The 13,152-nt window shown below is 71.1% G+C and carries 12 protein-coding genes; all 12 read left to right on the plus strand.

The features are described from left to right. From AC16DP_RS01290 to AC16DP_RS01345, 12 genes are read left to right on the plus strand one after another with little or no spacing between them, the layout of a single operon-like run. The gene (locus AC16DP_RS01290; protein WP_329726026.1) at window positions 1-456 is read left to right on the plus strand and encodes a phage tail protein; all 456 of its coding nucleotides are present in this window, start codon (window positions 1-3) and stop codon (window positions 454-456) included. A 35-nt stretch (window positions 457-491) separates the two neighbouring features. After that, the gene (locus AC16DP_RS01295; RefSeq protein ID WP_329726025.1) at window positions 492-1,955 is read left to right on the plus strand and encodes a phage tail sheath protein; all 1,464 of its coding nucleotides are present in this window, start codon (window positions 492-494) and stop codon (window positions 1,953-1,955) included. Continuing rightward, window positions 1,952-2,473, plus strand: a complete 522-nt coding sequence (locus AC16DP_RS01300) for a phage tail protein (RefSeq protein ID WP_329726024.1) — start codon at window positions 1,952-1,954, stop codon at window positions 2,471-2,473. Before AC16DP_RS01295 ends, AC16DP_RS01300 begins: the two co-directional genes overlap by 4 nt. A gap of 4 nt (window positions 2,474-2,477) precedes the next feature. Beyond that, the gene (locus tag AC16DP_RS01305; RefSeq protein WP_329726023.1) at window positions 2,478-3,386 is read left to right on the plus strand and encodes a CIS tube protein; all 909 of its coding nucleotides are present in this window, start codon (window positions 2,478-2,480) and stop codon (window positions 3,384-3,386) included. Between the two features lie 3 nt (window positions 3,387-3,389). Next, window positions 3,390-3,578, plus strand: a complete 189-nt coding sequence (locus AC16DP_RS01310; protein WP_329726022.1) for a hypothetical protein — start codon at window positions 3,390-3,392, stop codon at window positions 3,576-3,578. A 12-nt stretch (window positions 3,579-3,590) separates the two neighbouring features. Next, window positions 3,591-4,676: a phage late control D family protein gene (locus tag AC16DP_RS01315; RefSeq protein ID WP_329726021.1), complete on the plus strand. Its 1,086-nt coding sequence runs from the start codon at window positions 3,591-3,593 to the stop codon at window positions 4,674-4,676. Then, a complete protein-coding gene (locus AC16DP_RS01320) occupies window positions 4,676-5,380 on the plus strand; it encodes a phage baseplate assembly protein V (RefSeq protein ID WP_329726020.1) in 705 nt (234 codons plus the stop codon). The genes AC16DP_RS01315 and AC16DP_RS01320 overlap by 1 nt, the downstream gene beginning before the upstream one ends. Beyond that, on the plus strand, window positions 5,374-6,963 hold the full coding sequence (locus tag AC16DP_RS01325; protein ID WP_329726019.1) for a hypothetical protein: 1,590 nt from the start codon (window positions 5,374-5,376) through the stop codon (window positions 6,961-6,963). Before AC16DP_RS01320 ends, AC16DP_RS01325 begins: the two co-directional genes overlap by 7 nt. A gap of 21 nt (window positions 6,964-6,984) precedes the next feature. Further along, complete coding sequence (locus AC16DP_RS01330) at window positions 6,985-7,377, plus strand: GPW/gp25 family protein (protein WP_329726044.1); 393 nt, start codon at window positions 6,985-6,987, stop codon at window positions 7,375-7,377. A gap of 1 nt (window position 7,378) precedes the next feature. Beyond that, window positions 7,379-9,745 (plus strand): putative baseplate assembly protein, encoded by a 2,367-nt coding sequence (locus AC16DP_RS01335; RefSeq protein WP_329726018.1) that lies wholly within the window; start codon window positions 7,379-7,381, stop codon window positions 9,743-9,745. A gap of 1 nt (window position 9,746) precedes the next feature. Continuing rightward, the gene (locus tag AC16DP_RS01340; protein WP_329726017.1) at window positions 9,747-12,191 is read left to right on the plus strand and encodes a phage tail protein; all 2,445 of its coding nucleotides are present in this window, start codon (window positions 9,747-9,749) and stop codon (window positions 12,189-12,191) included. A 3-nt stretch (window positions 12,192-12,194) separates the two neighbouring features. Further along, window positions 12,195-13,127 (plus strand): hypothetical protein, encoded by a 933-nt coding sequence (locus tag AC16DP_RS01345; RefSeq protein ID WP_329726016.1) that lies wholly within the window; start codon window positions 12,195-12,197, stop codon window positions 13,125-13,127. Window positions 13,128-13,152 lie beyond the last annotated feature (25 nt).

The raw sequence follows: 13,152 nt of genomic DNA on the forward strand, positions 1-13,152 counted from the left end.
ATGAGCACGCGTCCCACGCCGTACGGCGCATTCAATTTCGAGATCAGTTTTGGCGGTGACTCCTTCGGCGGCTTCTCCGACGTCTCGGGGTTGAACACCGAGTTCGCCATGGCCGAGTACCGGGAGGGAACGGACACGAAGAACCACGTGCGCAAGGTGCCCGGCATCTACAAGACGGGCGATGTCACGCTCAAGCGCGGTGTCATCAACTCCCAGGTCGTCTGGAGTTGGATCGAAGCCGTGCGCAGCACGGGCGTGCAGGGCCGCAAGGATTACGTCCTCATCACGCTCCTGGACGAGACGCGCACCCCGGTGCAGTCGTGGAAGCTGCTCAACGTGACGCCCATGAAGTACACGGGGCCCACGCTGGCGGCCAAGGGTGGCGGTGATGTCGCGATGGAGGAGCTGGTGCTCTCCGCCGAGGACATCCTGGCCGGCTTCCCGAACGTGGCCTGACCTGGCGCTTCGCACGCACACGAGAGGGAACTGGGATGAACGGCCTCGTCTTCGAAGCCAATGCCCGCGCTCCGGTGAGCGCACCCGAGCGCGCGGATGTCGCCTGTTTCGTGGGCTTCGTCCGCCGCTCCGGCGCGCCCCTTCCGCCGGAGATCCAGCAGTGGCTCCTCGAGCAGGGTTGGGGCAAACCCCTCGCCCTGGACAACGTCCCGGTGCCCATCGAGCGCTGGAGCGACTTCGCGCGGCTCTTCGACTCGGAGGGCACGTACCTGGGCGCCGCCGTCCGCTCCTTCTTCGCGCAGGGCGGACGCAAGTGCTACGTCGTACGCGCCGCCGAGCCCTGGCCCACGAAGGCCAGCCGTGACCTCCGGGCCACCTGGCCGGACAAGCTGCTCCCCGGCACCGGGGAGCAATTCGAGGCCTCGCCCCGGGATCGCACCACCTGGAAGGGAGCGGCGCACCTCTTCGGGCTGCCGGACGTGTCGTTCCTCTGCGTGCCGGACCTCGCCGCCGCGCTCGCGGTGGACGCCGAGCCCCTGCCGCCTCCCGTCCAGGTCCCGGCCAGCCCGGAGGTGTTCGTCGACTGCACCGAGCAGCCCCCGCGGCCGGGGGAGGCGCTCACCTCCACGCGGGCCGCGCCCCGCTGCGACGAGGCCGGCTACGAACGCTGGTCGCGCTTCCTCGTGCGGCTGAAGACACTGCTGAGCCGCCACGTCCGCGAGGTGCAGCTCGTGGCGGCCATCCCCCTGCCGGGCATATTCGAGGAGACGCCCTACCGCTTCCTGCTCGAGAGGGGCCATCTCCAACGTTTCCAGAGCGCCTTCGTGCAGCTCGTCTATCCGTGGGCCCGCACGCCCGGCTCCGGTGCGTTGCCCGAGGGACTCGAGAGCCCCGAGGGCCTGCTCACGGGCGTGCTCGCCCGCAACGCGCTCCTGCGCGGCACCTTCCGCAACGCGATGAACCTGGAGCTGGCGGACGTCCAGGACCTATTCCCCCTCATGGCCCGGGGCACGCTCTCCACGCCGCCCCCGGTGGTGCTCGCCGGGGGGACGGTGCGCCCTTTGCTGGAGCGGGTGTCCATGCTCGGGCCGTCGCCCGGTGGCCTTCGCGTCCTCTCCGACGTCACCACGAGCCCGAGCGAGACCTGGCGGCAGGCCGGGGTGAACCGGCTCCTGTCCGTGCTCCTGCGCGCCGCCCGGCGGGTGGGCCAGGACGTGGTGTTCGAGCCCTCCCAGGCGCGCACCTGGCTCGCGCTGGTGTACCGGCTCGAGGCCGTGCTCGTCCGGCTCTGGGAGGTGGGCGCCCTGCGCGGCACGAACGCGCGCGAGGCGTTCCAGGTCCGCTGCGACCGGACCACCATGACCCAGGACGACATCGATGCGGGACGGCTGGTGGCGGAGGTGGAGTTCGACGCCGCGGCGGCGATCGAACGCCTCCACGTGATCCTCACCGTGGCCGAGGAAGGCGCCATCTCGTTGCGCACGGAGGGCTCACCATGAACCAGCCCGGCACCCCGCCGATGGATCCCCTGTTCGCGTTCCGCTTCGAGGTCTACTTCCAGGAGGCGCCCCTGCCCAAGGGCGTCGGAGGGACGCTGAATCCTCCACTCGCGGGCGCCTTCTCCGAGTGCACGGGCCTGGAAGCCACCATGGAGCCCAAGGTCATCAAGGCCGGTGGGCTGAACCTCGGCGCCATCCAACGGGCCGGCCCCGTGACGTTCGCGACGGTGGTGCTCAAGCGCGGCATCTCCCGCGACGGCAGGCTCTTCAAGTGGTTCGAGCGCGTCGCCAGCGGGGACTACGGCCACCGCTGCACGGTGAGCATCCAGCTCAAGGCACTGCCCGAGCCGCCCGGGACGGAGCAGACCGTGGTGCTCGCGTGGAGGTTGGAGCGGGCCCTGCCCATCAAGTTCAAGGCCGCGGATTTCAACGCCAGGGCCACCGACGTGGGCATCGAGGAGCTGCACCTGGCCCACGAGGGGCTCTTCCTCGAAACCCTGAACACGAAGGGAGGATGACACGATGACCGCGCCCAAGAAGACCGCCGAGTTCCGGATCAAGCGCACGAACAAGATCATCCCGGCGCACTTCAACCCGGCCACGCTCTCGCTCACCCTGTCCACCCGGCTCGGAGAGAGCAAGGGCAAGAGCAAGAAGAACGGGGGCTCGCAGGTCGTCAACGAGGGCTCGGCGAAGCTCTCGGTGGACCTCGTCTTCGACACGACGGACACGCTCGAGAACGTGTGCGACAAGACGGTGGAGATCGCGCGCCTGCTGGGCGAGAAGAACCAGCCGCCCCCGCAGGTCACGTTCGACTGGGGCGCCTTCAGCTTCACCGGCATCGTGGACTCCTACAAGGAGACCCTCGAGTTCTTCTCGGTGGACGGCGTGCCGCTGCGCTCCACGGTGTCGCTCGGCATGACGAAGGACGAGGACATCTTCTCCCGCGGAGAGGCCAACACGAAGGCCGCCGGCTGGAGTGACACCGGAGACACCACGGGCCCCGCCGAGGTCAGCGCCCCGCAGCTGGGAGGCTCCACCACCACGACGGCCACTCGGGGAGGAGCTCCCGAGGCCGGGCGCGCCATCGCGGCCCAGAACGGCGAGGAGAGCATGCGCTTTCCACGCTCGCCGACGCTCACCGTCGATGCGCCGGCGGCGCTCGCCCCTCCCGCGGGCTTCGGCGTCACGCCCGGCGGCGGCGCTTCTCCGGGCGGCGCCCCCGCGGCCCTCTCCGCCTTCGCGGGGTTGAGGACGCCTTCCGCCACGCTCACCCAGCGGCTCGATCCCCGCCGGCTCGCGAACCGCGTGGAGACCCACACCCACGCCACGGATGACGGTGCCCTCTTCGAACTGGGCGGGCGGATGAGGACACGGGGCTCGCGCCTCGGTGGGAGCACCCGGGCGCGCATCCGGTTCGAGGAGGAATGAGCGATGGGCATCGTCTCGATTGGCGAGGTGGTTGGCAGCGTGCAGGGGGAGCCCGGAGAGCCGGAGCAGCCCTCCATGGAACAAGCGCCCCCGGAGCAGCAGGCCGCCACGTCGCGGCCCCCCCATGCCGAGGACGTGCAGCGGGAGTTGCGGATGAGGGCGTGGCGCCGGACGAGGCTTCACGCGGACTGAGGACGGAAGCCCATGCCCGAGAGCAAACTGAGCCATTCGCGCATCTACTCCGCCCAACCCACGGTGCGGATCAACGGCCGCGCCTCCGACAAGGTGAAGGAGCTCCTCAACTCCATGCGCCTCACGGAGTCCGAGGGCGGCATGTCCTCGCTCGAGCTGCGTCTGGAGAACACGGCGCGCTTCGAGGATGGCCAGGTCGGCCTGGCCTTCGAGGACGAGGCGATCCTCCGGCTGGGCGCGTCGATCGCCATCTACGCCGGTGACGAGAACGCGCCGCGGGAGATCTTCCGCGGGCTCGTCACCGGGCTGGAGGCGAGCTTCGAGGGAACGGAGGGACCCGAGCTGCTCGTGCTGGCGGAGGACGCGCTGCAGCGGGCGCGGCTCGCGCGGCGCACCCAGGTGCACGAGGACGTCGGCATCGACAGTCTGGCCCGGGAGCTGGCCACCCGGCTGGGCATGCGCCCCGTCATCACCGGCTTCTCCGAACGCATCGGCACCCAGGTGCAGCTCAACGAGAGCGACCTCGCCTTCCTGCGGCGCCTGCTCTCCGCCCGCGATGGGGATCTGCAGGTGGTGGGAGAGGAGCTCCACGTCTCCCCGCGCCAGGACGTGCGCCGGGGCGCGGTCGAGCTGGAGCTGTACAGCCAGTTGCGGCGCGCGCGCGTCACCGTGGACCTGGCCCACCAGGTGACCGAGATCACCGCCTCCGGCTGGGACGCGCGCGCGGGCCAGCGCGTCTCGGGCCAGGGCACCGGAACGAGCCTCGGGCCCGGTGCGGGCCGGCGTGGCGCGGACCTGCTGCGCGAGACGCTCGGGGCTCGCTCGGAGCACCTCGGGAACATCCCCGCGATGACGGACGAGGAAGCGCGGGCCATCGCCTCCGCGGCCTTCGATCAACGCGCCCGCCGCTTCGTCTGCGTGGAGGGCACCTCCGAGGGCCATCCCTCCCTGCGCGTGGGCACCCACGTCACCCTCCGGGGATTGGGCCGCCGCTTCGACAACACCTACTACGTCGTCCGCGCCTGCCATCGCTACGCCCTGACGCACGGGTACGAAACCGACTTCGAGGCCGAGTGCGCCTTCCTGGGAGCCCCCTGATGCAACCCCTGCCCACTCCTCCCTCGGCGCCGAACCTCGGCGCACTGCACGGCACCTATCTGGGGCGCGTCATCTCGGTGGAAGATCGCGAGGAGCTCGCCCGCGTCCAGGTCCGCCTGGTGAGCACACCCGAAGCCGTGGGAGATGCCGACGCCGCCCTCTGGGCCCGCGTCTCCGTCCCCATCGCCGGAGGCGGCCGGGGTGCCTTCCTCCTGCCGGACGTGGGGGACGAGGTCGCCGTCGTCTTCGTCAACGGAGATCCCCGCCAGCCGCTCGTCATCGGCGGGCTCTGGAACGGCACCGACCGCGCTCCCGAGCAGCTCGGCGGAAACAAGCAGCGAGTGGACCGCTACACCCTCACGGGCCGGCGCGGCAGCCGCATCGCCATCGTCGAGGAGACGGACGGACAGGCCACCGTGACGCTCTCCACGCCCGGTGGGCAGCGCGTCACCCTCACGCAGACGAGTGGCGGGCAGCTCACGCTCGAGGCGGCCGGCAACAAGGTCACCCTGGACACGAAGGGCGTCAGCATCGAGACGCCCCTCACGGTCAAGGTCTCCGCCAGCCGCGTCCAGGTGAGCGCCGCCCAGGTCCAGGTGGACGCGGCCATGTCCACCTTCTCCGGCATCGTCAAATGCGACGTCCTCCAGGCCACCACCGTCGTGGCCGCGACCTACACGCCCGGAGCTGGAAACGTATGGTAGGCGATCACCCCATCATCTTCCGCGGCCTCACCTTCGACGCCGGGAGCGGCCGCCCGATGCCCGCGACGGACAACCGTCCGGTGCTCGTGGAGCGCACCGACGAGGACTTCGTCCAGGCGTTCCTCGAGGAGTTGGCCAGCGACGAGGGCCGCAAGCGGCTGGCCAGGACGGTTCGCAACGCGGGTGAGCGGGCCCAGGGGCTCAAGCTGCACCAGCCCGTCCACCACTCCTTCCACCTGGCCGTCTTCGAAGCCGCGTGCGACACCTTCGGTGAGCCCCGGTTGGAGCCCTCGCGCATCGAGAGCTGCGGACTCGTGGTCCGGCGGCTCGGCTCCAGCGCGGGCCGGAGCGAGGCGTGGATGAAGCGCGGGGGTGAGGTGCGCGGCTGGGTGCCCCTGGCGGATGCACGCGAGCAGGACAGGGATCCCGATCCAGCGCGCCGGGGGGCCGCGTACCCCGCCGGCCATCCCGAGCTCGAGGCCTTGCTGGAGAACACGCTCGGCGCCCCCGAGCCCCTGGAGGAGAGCGTCTCCCTGCTCTTCGTGGCGCCCCCGCACGTGTGCGCCGCCGCGCGCCGCACCATCCTCTACGGGCTGGTGCCCGTCTCCAGCTCCGAGGCCATCTCCGGCGAGGTCGCCCAGGCGATGCGCTACGAGGAGGACGAGCTGCGCCTGATGCTCGCGCCCTACTTCGCCGCCAACACTGGCGTGAGCCTGGAGGGCATCGCGAACAAGCGCTACTCCATCCGGTACGCCGACGAGCTGCGCGCGGATCCGGCGCTCTCCGGAGGCGCGGTCTCGCAGGCCGAGCAACGGCTCGAGCAGTTCGCCCAGATGCTGCGCAAGCTGGTGAGCGTCTTCAACGCCTTCGAGCACGCGGGCCTGCACGCGGCGCTCAACCGCATCCCGTGCGAGCACGGCACCGCGCCCCAGAAGCGCCCGCTGGGAGACGTGCTCGCGGAGGCCGTCGATGTCTTCGTCCTCGAGAAGCCGGACAAGACGTTCCTCATGCCCAGGAACTGGCCGCGCCTGTCGGCCAGCGATGTCTCCACCCTCGTGCGTGCCGCCTCGGACGCTTCCGCCGCGCGGCTCGGAAGCCTCCTGCCGCGGCGCAGGCGGTTCGATCCCTCCAGCGACCGCTACGAGGTACGCGGATTCATCCGCGTCCGGCGTGATGACGGTTGTCCTCCCGCGCTCGTCTGGAGCGCGCCCAGCCAGCCCTTCGAGATCGCCGCCTGGTACGAGAACGGCAAGCTGCCACCCGTCCAGGTCGCCCTTCCGCCCATCACCCCGGACAACGTGAAGAAGTTCCTGCCCAATGTGGCCTTCCAGGTCCCGGGCAACATCTTCAACCTGCTCGCGAGCAACAAGCCCAAGGACTTCCTCGAGCAGAAAGCCAGACAAGGCTCGGGCGGGCTGGATTGGATCTGCGGATTCAACATCCCGATCATCACCCTCTGCGCCTTCATCGTGCTGAGCATCTTCCTCGCACTGTTCAACCTCCTCTTCTGGTGGTTGCCCTTCATCAAGATCTGCATCCCCCTGCCGCGCCGAGCCGCGGCGCGCCCGCCCTCGTTCCCGTGAGGCTGACTGGAGAAGTACGTGATGACGACCCCTGCACGACCCCCGGTGAGCTTCCCGCTCCTGCCCGTCCCCGACGAGCGCGGGGAGCTCCACTTCCCCTCGCTCGACACCAGCGTGCGCCAGGCCATCGAGGTCATCCTGCGCACCCGCCCCGGTGAGCAGCTCATGCGTCCGGAGTTCGGCGCGGGGCTGGAGGAGCTCGTCGGAGAGCCCAACGTGCTCACCACGCGCCGCCGCATCCGCGATCTGGTCGCGGAATCGCTGGCGCGCTGGGAGCCGCGCATCGACGTGGAGCGCATCGACGTGCTGGAGGTCGATGACGCGCCCTCGCATGTCCGTGTCGAGCTCGTCTACCGCCTCCGCCGCAATGGCGCGGTGCAGGCACTCGGCCTCACCCTGGACCTCGGAGCCTAGGATGCCCATCGTCCCGCCCCGACTCGATGACCGGAGCTTCGAGGATCTCGTCGAGGAGCTCCTGGCCCGTATCCCGGCCCACACGCCCGAGTGGACCCACGCCCGCGTGGGAGACCCGGGCCGCACGATGCTCGAGCTGTTCGCCTGGCTGGCGGACACGCTTCTCTACCGGGCCAATCTCATTCCCGAGCGGCAGCGGCTCGCCTTCTTGCGGCTGCTCGGCATCCAGCTCCGGCCGGCCACCGCCGCCACGGGCGTGGTGAGCGTGTTCCAGGACGGCCCGACCCCGCAGCCTACCCAGGTGTTGCGCGCGTCCGCCGAGCTCAAGGGGCCCGTGCCCTTCGAGACCCGGACCGAGCTCACCGTGCTGAACCTGACGGCCGAGGCCTACTACAAGCGGCCCATCACCAGCGCCGAGCGCAAGCAGCTGGGCGAGCTGCTCCCCGGCCTCTCGCGCGTCTACGGGCTCGCCCCCGGCGCCCAGGCCTCGTACTACGTCACCACGGCGCTCTTCCCCCACGACACCAGCGAGCCGGCCGGGTTCGATCTCATCGAGCGCACGGTGGACCGCGGCCTGTGGCTCGCCCTGCTCGCGCCGGAGGGACAGAGCGTGGAGGCCGTGCGCACGGAGCTGAAGACGGGCTCCAACGGGGCCCCGCGAATGCTCAGCGTGGGCGTCATGCCCGCCATCGAGGTGCCCGCGCTCGTGGAGGACATCGGCCCGCGCGCGCGCATCCCCCACCAGTGGGAGCTCACCGGCACGCCCGACGCGCAGGGCAACCCCACCTACCACCCGCTCTCGGTGGCCCACGACTCGACGCTCGGCCTCACCCGCCGCGGCGTCCTCCATCTCCTCATGCCCGGCAGCGACATCGGCGTGCCCTCCAACGACGTGCGCGACAACCTGAAGGCGGGCGTCGGAGACCGTCCCCCGCGGCTGGATGACCCGAAGCGCGCGGAGCGGCTCGTCGCGTGGCTGCGGCTGCGGCCAACCGTGAAGCTCTCCCACCTCGCGCTGAGCTGGGTGGGCATCAACGCGGTGGAGATCGAACAGCGGCGCACGTACACCGCCCTCGTCATCGGCCAGAGCGACGGCACCGCGGATCAAGAGCTGCGTCTGCCCACGGGCTCCGTCGAACGCGAGACGCTCCAGCTCGAGGTAGAGGAGCCGGGCATGGGCTACCGGCCCTGGGCCGCCGTGGACGACCTGTCCCTGGCGGGACGGGACGAGGCCGTGTTCCAGCTCGACGCGGAGGCGGGCACCGTCCGCTTCGGGGATGGAGTGCGGGGACGGATTCCGTCCGCCGGGATGCGCGTGCGCGTGGCGCGGATGAGGACGGGTGGCGGCGTGGCCGGCAACCTCTCCGCGGGGACCCTCAAGGCCCTCAACGCCACCCTGCTCGACGGGACGGCGCCCACGGGGACGCTGAAGGTGGTGCAGAGCCTGCCCACGCTGGGCGGGCAGGACGCGGAGACGCTCGCCGAGGCCGAGCGGCGCATCCCGGCCACCCTGCGCCATGGCCAGCGCGCGGTCACCGCCGAGGACTTCCGGTGGCTCGCGGCCGGCAGTCCCGGCGCGTCCCCGGGCCGCGTGGAGGTGCTGCCCCGCTTCAAGCCGCACCAGCGCCGCGAGAACGTGCCGGGCGTGGTCAGCGTCATGGTGCTGCCACCGTCCAACACCTTCCGCGCGCCCAACCCGCGCCCGGATCGTCCCTTCCTGGAGGCCGTGCACACGAACCTGGACGCGCGCCGTCCGCTGGCCACCGAGCTGTATGTCATTGGCTGCGAGTACGTGCCGCTCGGCCTGGCCACCGGTATCACCGTGCGCGAGGGCTTCGGCCGGGAGACGGTGGTGAACGCCGTGCGCGAGGCCCTCTTCCGCTGGCTGTGGCCGCTGCCTCCGGGCGGGCCGCAGGGCGAGGGCTGGCCGCTCGCGAGGGCCGTGCGCGACCGGGAGCTGGAGGTGGCGATCGCACAGGTGCCCGGCGTCGACTCCATCACCGGCGTGCGCCTGTTCAGCGCCAGCTGGGTGAAGCCCGTCAACCAGACCACGAAGGGGTACGCAGGTGGGCTGACCTCGGCCCGCTTCATGGGGGACGCCGTCTCGTCGGGAGCATCCCAGGGCGCCTCCAGCGCCGCGCTTCCCGCCAGCTCCAGTCAGAGCACCCCGGGCTGGCAGCCCTTGCGCGGCCCGGATCCGAGCACGCCCGTCGAGCTCATCCTCCGTCCGTGGCAGCTCCCCGAGCTGCTGGCCGTGGTCGTCGACGCGGACGGTGGCCTGCCGGACACGCTGCGCGGAGCGCCGGATCCGTTCGCGGGCGAGAGCACCTCCGGAGTCGCCGTGCCCGTCGTCCCCGAGGTCTGCTGACATGGACGCGAACCAACTGCGATTCTGGATGCTGGCGGAGCCCCTCCGCCACTGGGAGCCGCTCCTGGACAAGGACGGGCACTCCAACGTCCACCGGGACGCGAGCCGCCGCACTGTCCGGCTGGCGAGCGCGCCCGGGGACTTCCACTGGGACGAGCCCTCGGACGCCGCGGGCCAGGCCGAGTCCGAGCTGCTCGTCCAGCAGACGCCGGGCACGTTCGACGCCTTCGGGACATGGGCGTACCTCGACGCGCAGCAGGGCGCCATCATGGCCGCGGGAGCGGACGCCGAGCCCCTCGGGCTGCTCTCCTTCGACCCGGGCAATCCGCTCAGCCAACCCTCGGACCTGGTACTCGGGAACGATGACGTCCTGTACGTAGCCGATGGCGGTGGCAAGGTTCTCTTGAAGGACCTGCGCGACCGCTGGGCTCCGGCGACCGTCTCGGTGGCGGACTTCCAGGCGTGGCGGCTCGCCCCCGCTCCGAAGGGAGGCGTCTTCGCGATTCCACGTCCCACGTCCTTCTCGCCCGCGAGTCCCGCGCGGGTGCGGCTCGCCCGGGTCTCGGGCCTTCCGCTGTACCGGGACGTGTTGCGCGAGCGCGCTCCCACGGTCTTCCGGCCACAGGAAGAGGACACGGAGCCCCCGAGGATGTCGCTCGTGCTGGATGCACCCCCGCTGCCGGGCGAGGTGCTGGTGGGGCTCGCGACCAGCCCCGAGGGCCGGCTCGCCCTGCTCAGCTGGGTGTACGACGCCGCCAGCGCCGGCGCTTCCGGGAACGATGCGCGCATCCGCTTCTTCACGGGCAATGAGTTGACGGCGCCCATCACCCTCCTGCGTGCCCGCCGGCCCTTCAGCTTCGCGTGGCTGTCGGCCGATCGCATCGTCGTGCTCCTGCGCACGTCCACCCCGTCCATCATCGCCGTGGCCTACGCGCTCGAGGAGGATGTCCCGAGCGCCGCCCCGCTCGGGGACTACTACCCCCTCACCTCGTACGCGGCGGGCCCCCTGCTGCATGGACTGACGGCGCCCCCGCACTACCCCACGCAGGACGGCGCGCCCGCGCCCCTGCACCCCATTTCCCTGCCGTCCTTCGCGCCGACGGGCGCCATGCGGAACCAGACGGGCGCCGGCACGCCCCTGATCGATGGAGGCAGCGCCCGCGCCATCTGGCACCGGCTCTACCTGGAGGCCTGCATTCCGCCCCGCTGCGGCATCCGCGTATTCCTCGCCGCGACGAGCACGCCCCAGCGTCCCCTGGAGGACGATCCGTCCGCCTGGCACGAGCACGTCTTCGGCGACGTGGCTCCGGCGAGCACCGCGCTCCATGTGCCCCGAGGCGTATGGCTGCCCACGCCCTCGGAGCTGCCCTTCCACCCCGGACTGATGACCGAAGCGCCCGAGCCGGAGCACCGGGGGCTCTTCACCGTCCTCGTCCAGCGTGCGGGCCTGCACGTCCGGACGCTCCAGGGGCGTTACCTGTGGGTGCGCGTCCAGCTCGTCGGTGACGGCCGCTCCACTCCCGAGCTCTTCGCGCTCCGGGCCCATGGCCCTCGCTTCTCCTACGCGGAGCACTACCTGCCGGAGCTCTACCGCGAGCAGCTCTTCGGCCCGGACGCCGATGCGAAGGGCACGAGCACCCCCGCCGACTTCCTCGAGCGCTTCCTCGGTCTCGCCGAGGGCATCCTCACCCCGCTCGAGGACCGGATCGCGAGCGCCTCGCTGCTCACGGATCCCCGCACGGTGCCGGAGGAGTCGCTCGAGTGGCTGGCGGCCTGGCTCGGTGTCTCCTTCGATCCCGCGCTCTCGCGCGAGCGGCGGCGCCAGATGCTGGAGGCGGCCCCGGCGATCCGGCCCTGGCGGGGAACGCTGCGCGGCCTGTCATGGGCCCTGGATGCGCTCACGGGCGGTGCCGTGTCGCGGGGGGGCCTGGTCATCGTGGAGGAGTTCCGGCTGCGTCGCACCTTCTCCACCCTCCTCGGCATCGACCTGTCGGACGACGAGGATCCACTCCTGCCCGGCCTGCACCAGAGCGGCAACTCATTCGTGGGAGACACGCTCTTGCTGGGTGACGAGCGGCGCAAGGAGTTCCTCGCGCTCTTCGGGGAGGACCTTCCCAAGACGGCGGCCGAGGAGGCCGCGGTGGAGGAGTTCTTCAACCAGCAGGCCCATCGCGTCACGGTGCTGGTGCACCAGGACTTCGATGCCCAGGAGTTCGGCCTCATCCAGCGCGTGGCCGAGCAGGAAGCCCCCGCGCACGTGAGCCTCGCGGTGAAGCTGGCGAGCCAGCCCCTGATGGTGGGAGTGGCCTCGCTCGTCGGCATCGACACGTATCTGGGCCCGAAGCCCAGGCCACAACCCATGCGCGTGGGGCGGAGCGCGCTCGGAAGCAAGAACCTGATCGAGCGCCCGCCCAGCCTCGACCCTCGACTTCACGCAGGAGGTTGACCGATGAGCACGCCCAAGGATCCGCTGCTCGAGAACGAGGCGCCAGATCGGAATTACTACGCGACTGGCGTCCTCCTCGACACCGCGGACTTCGTGACGGAACAGACGTACCACCGGGGCCGGCTGGCGCGGGCGCTCGCGACCCTGCATGGGGTGGGCACCGCGTCCGGGCTGCGCGTGGCCCATGAGACGAACGCCCTGGACCCCATCCAGGAGGGAGAGCTCGCCGTCTACCCGGGCCTGGCGCTCGATCCATTGGGCCGGCAGGTGGAGGTGTCCTCCAAGTCCTGCATCCGGGTGAAGCGCTGGTTCGAGGGGTATGAGCCCGGCAAGCTGCTGCGGCGGACCAAGACCGACTTCAACGTCGGACCGGCCGTCAGTGGCCTGCCCGACCAGGGCGTGGTGGCCGATCTCTTCCTGCGCTTCCGCGTGTACGAGCGCGGCTGGACGCCGGCGATGGCCTCGGGCCTCTACGACGCAACGGACGCGGTGTCGCCCGCGCGCCTGCGGGACGGCTACGAGTTGCGGCTCGTGCCTCGCACGGAGCTCCATCCTCCGAACGTCCCCGACAGCCCCTGGCCCCTGCCCACGGGCGGCAAGCCCTGGCCGGCTCCCTCGGCTCCCGGGGACATGGCGGCGCGGCGCAGCGCGCTGAAGAACGCGATCCTCGACTCGTGGCACCCGGGGCGCCCGGCGCTGCTGGACAAGCTCTGGGGCAGCGCCTTCCTTCCGGACGAGCTGCGCTTCGACAAGAGCCAGCCGGAGGGCAAGGAGTCGGATCCCGCCTGGGTGTTCCTCGCGCGGGTGGTGATCGGCGTCTCCGGCAGTACCGATAGCGGCAACCGGCCCGTCCGGACGGGGACCGTGATCGTGGACAACGAGCTGCGTCCGTTCGCCGTCACGGTGGCGGCGCTGACGCGCTGGCTGGGCATCTAGACATCAAGAAACCAGAGAGGTTGGG

The organism is Archangium sp. (genome assembly GCF_057119385.1).

Excerpts from the sequence above, each read along its gene's own strand:
- AC16DP_RS01290 (WP_329726026.1), top strand. The coding sequence starts at position 1 with ATGAGCACGCGTCCCACGCCGTACGGCGCATTCAATTTCGAGATCAGT.
- AC16DP_RS01295 (WP_329726025.1), top strand. The coding sequence starts at position 492 with ATGAACGGCCTCGTCTTCGAAGCCAATGCCCGCGCTCCGGTGAGCGCA.
- AC16DP_RS01300 (WP_329726024.1), top strand. The coding sequence starts at position 1,952 with ATGAACCAGCCCGGCACCCCGCCGATGGATCCCCTGTTCGCGTTCCGC.
- AC16DP_RS01305 (WP_329726023.1), top strand. The coding sequence starts at position 2,478 with ATGACCGCGCCCAAGAAGACCGCCGAGTTCCGGATCAAGCGCACGAAC.
- AC16DP_RS01310 (WP_329726022.1), top strand. The coding sequence starts at position 3,390 with ATGGGCATCGTCTCGATTGGCGAGGTGGTTGGCAGCGTGCAGGGGGAG.
- AC16DP_RS01315 (WP_329726021.1), top strand. The coding sequence starts at position 3,591 with ATGCCCGAGAGCAAACTGAGCCATTCGCGCATCTACTCCGCCCAACCC.
- AC16DP_RS01320 (WP_329726020.1), top strand. The coding sequence starts at position 4,676 with ATGCAACCCCTGCCCACTCCTCCCTCGGCGCCGAACCTCGGCGCACTG.
- AC16DP_RS01325 (WP_329726019.1), top strand. The coding sequence starts at position 5,374 with ATGGTAGGCGATCACCCCATCATCTTCCGCGGCCTCACCTTCGACGCC.
- AC16DP_RS01330 (WP_329726044.1), top strand. The coding sequence starts at position 6,985 with ATGACGACCCCTGCACGACCCCCGGTGAGCTTCCCGCTCCTGCCCGTC.
- AC16DP_RS01335 (WP_329726018.1), top strand. The coding sequence starts at position 7,379 with ATGCCCATCGTCCCGCCCCGACTCGATGACCGGAGCTTCGAGGATCTC.
- AC16DP_RS01340 (WP_329726017.1), top strand. The coding sequence starts at position 9,747 with ATGGACGCGAACCAACTGCGATTCTGGATGCTGGCGGAGCCCCTCCGC.
- AC16DP_RS01345 (WP_329726016.1), top strand. The coding sequence starts at position 12,195 with ATGAGCACGCCCAAGGATCCGCTGCTCGAGAACGAGGCGCCAGATCGG.